General features: G+C 63.7%; 4 protein-coding genes. All 4 read left to right on the plus strand.

Annotated elements, in window-relative coordinates; all coding sequences use genetic code 11:
• Positions 1-229: 229 nt before the first annotated feature.
• A complete protein-coding gene (locus RMO40_RS11985; protein ID WP_309721163.1) occupies positions 230-658 on the plus strand; it encodes a division/cell wall cluster transcriptional repressor MraZ in 429 nt (142 codons plus the stop codon).
• Between the two features lie 11 nt (positions 659-669).
• Positions 670-1,617 (plus strand): 16S rRNA (cytosine(1402)-N(4))-methyltransferase RsmH, encoded by a 948-nt coding sequence (gene rsmH, locus RMO40_RS11990; RefSeq protein WP_309721153.1) that lies wholly within the window; start codon positions 670-672, stop codon positions 1,615-1,617.
• A gap of 172 nt (positions 1,618-1,789) precedes the next feature.
• Entirely contained in the window at positions 1,790-2,083 is a 294-nt protein-coding gene (ftsL, locus tag RMO40_RS11995) for a cell division protein FtsL (protein WP_309721157.1), read from the plus strand.
• Positions 2,080-3,864 (plus strand): penicillin-binding protein 2, encoded by a 1,785-nt coding sequence (locus tag RMO40_RS12000; protein WP_309721160.1) that lies wholly within the window; start codon positions 2,080-2,082, stop codon positions 3,862-3,864. Before ftsL ends, RMO40_RS12000 begins: the two co-directional genes overlap by 4 nt.
• Positions 3,865-3,953: the final 89 nt, after the last annotated feature.

The raw sequence follows: 3,953 nt of genomic DNA on the forward strand, positions 1-3,953 counted from the left end.
ACAGATCCTGATTTACCCAGGTATGCGCCTCGGTCAATCTCAGGCATCGCTTTCACACCATCACGCAAGTCCTTATTTTTGCTGCGTTTTTCCCTTACAAGCAGCTACAAAAACCTGCGCTAAGTGCTTGATTCCATTGAATTTTCTTTACACATTTCGTTGACCCAGGCTCACCCCATGAGCTAAAGTGCAATTAAGTGCACTCTAGTGGGTTTTTGTGGCAAACATCGTGTTTCAGGGGCCTGCAGGGCTGACGCTGGACGGCAAAGGGCGTATCGCCATGCCGTCGCGTCACCGTGAAGTCCTGTCCGCGATGGGTTGCAACCAGCTCACCATCACCAAGCACCCCGAAGGCTCGTTGATGATCTTCCCGCGCCCGGCGTGGGAACACTTCCGTGAACGGGTGGCCGCGCTGCCGATGGAGGCTGCCGGCTGGAAGCGCATCTTTCTGGGCAACGCGATGGACGTCGAAATCGACGGCTCGTCGCGTGTGCTGATCGCTCCCGAGCTGCGCGCTGCCGCGGGCCTGACCCGTGACGTGATGCTGCTCGGCATGGGCAGCCACTTCGAGCTGTGGGACGCCACCCGCTACGCCGAACACGAGGCCAAGGTGATGCAATCGCCGATGCCTGACGCGCTGAAGAGCTTCAGCTTCTGAGCCAGACGCCCATGTCCGCGCCGGCCTCTTTCGAACACACCACGGTTCTGTTGAACGAAGCCGTGGACGCGCTCGTCACCGACCCTGATGGCATCTATGTCGACGGCACCTTCGGCCGCGGCGGCCACTCGCGGCTGCTGCTGTCGCGCTTGTCAGCTGCGGGAAGGCTGGTGGCGATCGACCGGGATCTACAGGCCGTTGCGGCTGCGACAACAGGTGCAACGCGGGTCGATGACCCGCGTTTTTCCATCCATCACACAAGCTTCGCGAACATGGTTACGACCCTGGCAGGGCAGGGCGTGAACAAGGTGCACGGGCTGTTGCTCGATCTGGGCGTGTCTTCTCCGCAGATCGACGACCCCGAACGTGGTTTCAGCTTCCGTTTCGACGGGCCGCTGGATATGCGCATGGATACATCCAAAGGCGAAAGCGCTGCGGATTTCCTGGCCCGCGCCGACGAGCGCCTTATCGCGGAGGTGATAAAAAATTATGGGGAAGAACGGTTTGCTCTCTCGGTTGCAAAGGCGCTTGTTGCTCGGCGCGAAAGCGGGAATCCTGTTCGAACCACAGCACAACTTTCCGAAGTCGTGGCTGGCGCGGTCAAGACCCGCGAGCCGGGCCAGAACCCTGCAACGCGCACATTTCAAGCTCTTCGGATTTTCGTCAATGCAGAGCTTGAGGAGCTCGAACAAGGCCTGAGCGCGGCCCTCGACCTGCTCTTGCCTGGCGGGCGCCTGGTGGTGATCAGCTTCCACTCGCTCGAAGACCGCATCGTCAAGACTTTCATCGCCCGCGAAAGCAAGAGCGTGTTCGATCGGCAGGCGCCGTTTGCCGAGCCCAAGCCGAGCCGGCTCGCCGCGCTGGGTCGGGTGAAGCCGTCGGATGCGGAGGTCGATGTGAACCCGCGCTCGCGTTCCGCGGTGATGCGGGTGGCTGAGCGCACGGAGGTGGCGGCATGACGCTCTTTCGCCTCACAGCTGCGCGTTGCGCTTCTTCACCGCAAAGGCGCAAAGAACGCCAAGGTCGCCAAGAAGAGCAAAGGGTTCTTTGCGACCTTGGCGTTCTTGGCGTCTTGGCGGTAAAAAGTTCAGCGCCAGGGCGTGACATCGTTCGCGCGAACAGGAAAGCGGCATGACCCGCATCAACCTGCTCCTGCTGTTGGCGCTGGTGCTCAGCAGCGTCTATCTTGTTCGTGTGTCCTACGAGTCGCGCCGCTTGTTTGCCGCGCTCGACAAGGCGCAGAACGAGGCGCGCCAGCTCGAGATCGAACACGAGCGCCTGAAGTCCGAGAAGCAGTCGCAGGCCACGCCGCTGCGGGTGGAGCGTGTTGCGCGCGATCGCCTGGCCATGCGCAACGCCACCCCCGCCGTCACGCAGTACGTGACCTACGCTCCGGCGGCCTCAGGCGTGGAGGCTTCGCGATGAAGAACAACCACAAGGCCGGCGCCGTCAACGTGCGCAGCGTGATGTATTCGACCAGCCCGCTGCTGGCTTCGAAAACACCGCCATGGCGCTCGAAGTTCCTGGTCGGCTTGGTGGGCCTGGGCTTCTGTGTGCTGGCCGGTCGCGCGGTGTATGTGCAGATCGTCGGCAACGACTTCTTCCTGAAGCAAGGCGAGATCCGCTACGCGCGCACGCTCGACCTCTCGGCCAGCCGCGGGCGCATCACCGACCGCAACGGGCTCATCCTCGCCTCCAGCGTGCCGGCGCCGTCGCTCTGGGTCATCCCGAAAGACTTCGAGGCCGACAAACACCAGCGTGCCAACCTCGCCAAGCTGCTCGGCATGACGCCCACCGAGCTGGCGGGCCGCCTGGACGACAGCCCCAACTTCGTGTGGCTGCGCCGCCAGGTCGACGAGACGGTGGCGCAAAAGGCGATGGCGCTCAACATCAAGGGCCTGTTTCAGCTGCGCGAGTTCAAGCGCAAGTACCCCGAGGGCGAAGCGGCCGCGCACGTGGTGGGCTTCACCAATGTGGAAGAGAAGGGCCAAGAAGGCATCGAACTCGCGTTCCAGAAAGACCTGCAGGGCCGCAACGGCAGCCGCCGCGTGGTGAAGGATCGACTGGGCCGCGTGGTCGAAGACATCGGCGAGAGCGTGCAGCCGGTCGATGGCCGCGACATCGAGTTGTCGATCGACTCCAAGGTGCAGTTCTACGCCTACCAGCGCATCCGTGATGCGGTGGCGCAGCACAAGGCCAAGGCCGGTAGCGTGGTGGTGCTCGACGTACAAAGCGGCGAGGTGCTGGCGTTGGCCAACTTCCCGAGCTACTCGCCCGGTGACCGCAGCAACCTCTCCGGCGCGCAGCTGCGCAACCGCGCACTGACCGACACCTTCGAGCCCGGCTCGACGATGAAGCCCTTCATCGTCTCGCTGGCGCTGGAGACCGGCCGTGTCACGCCCAACACCGTGATCGCCACCGCCCCGGGGCGCCTCACCATCACCGGCTCGACCATCAGCGACGCCCACCCGCACGGCGACCTGACGGTGGCCGAGGTGATCCAGAAATCAAGCAACGTCGGCACCGTCAAGATGGCGATGCAGATGCAGCCGCGCGAGATCTGGGAGATGTACACCCAGGTCGGTCTCGGCCAGCGCCCGCAGATCAACTTCCCCGGTGTGGTGACGGGCCGGCTGCGCCCCTATAAAACCTGGCGCCCGATCGAGCAGGCGACCATGAGCTATGGCTATGGCCTGTCGGCGAGCCTGTTTCAGCTGGCGCGTGCCTACAGCGTGTTTGCGCGCGACGGCGAATTGATTCCCACCTCGATCGTGAAGAACCAGCACCTGCCGGCTGACGTGCAGGCGCCAGGCCTGCGCGTGATGTCGCCCAAGACCGCCAAGGCCGTGCGCGACATGCTGCACATGGCTGCCGGGCCCGGTGGCACCGGCCCCAAGGCGCAGGTGATGGGCTACTCGGTGGGTGGCAAGTCGGGCACGGCGCACAAACAAGAAGGCAAGGGTTACGCCGACAAAAAGTACCGCTCGTGGTTCGTCGGCATGGCGCCGATCCACAACCCGCGCATCGTGGTGGCGGTGATGGTCGACGAGCCGAGCGACGGCAATTACTTCGGTGGCGACGTCGCCGCGCCGGTGTTCAGCCAGGTGGTCGAGCAGACGCTGCGCGCCATGGGGGTGCAGCCCGATCTGGAAGTCAAACAACAGATCGTCACCCAGAAGCTGCCCGCGGTGGAGGAGAGCTTCTGATGCCCGGCACCTCTAACCTAACCCAGCTGCATGACGTGGGCAGTGCCGTGGCCTGGCTGCGCAGCCGCGGCGTGCACAACCTGGGCACC

Origin of the sequence: Rhizobacter sp., from assembly GCF_031412075.1 — a bacterium.
In the GTDB taxonomy this organism is placed as follows: Bacteria; Pseudomonadota; Gammaproteobacteria; order Burkholderiales; family Burkholderiaceae_C; genus Rhizobacter.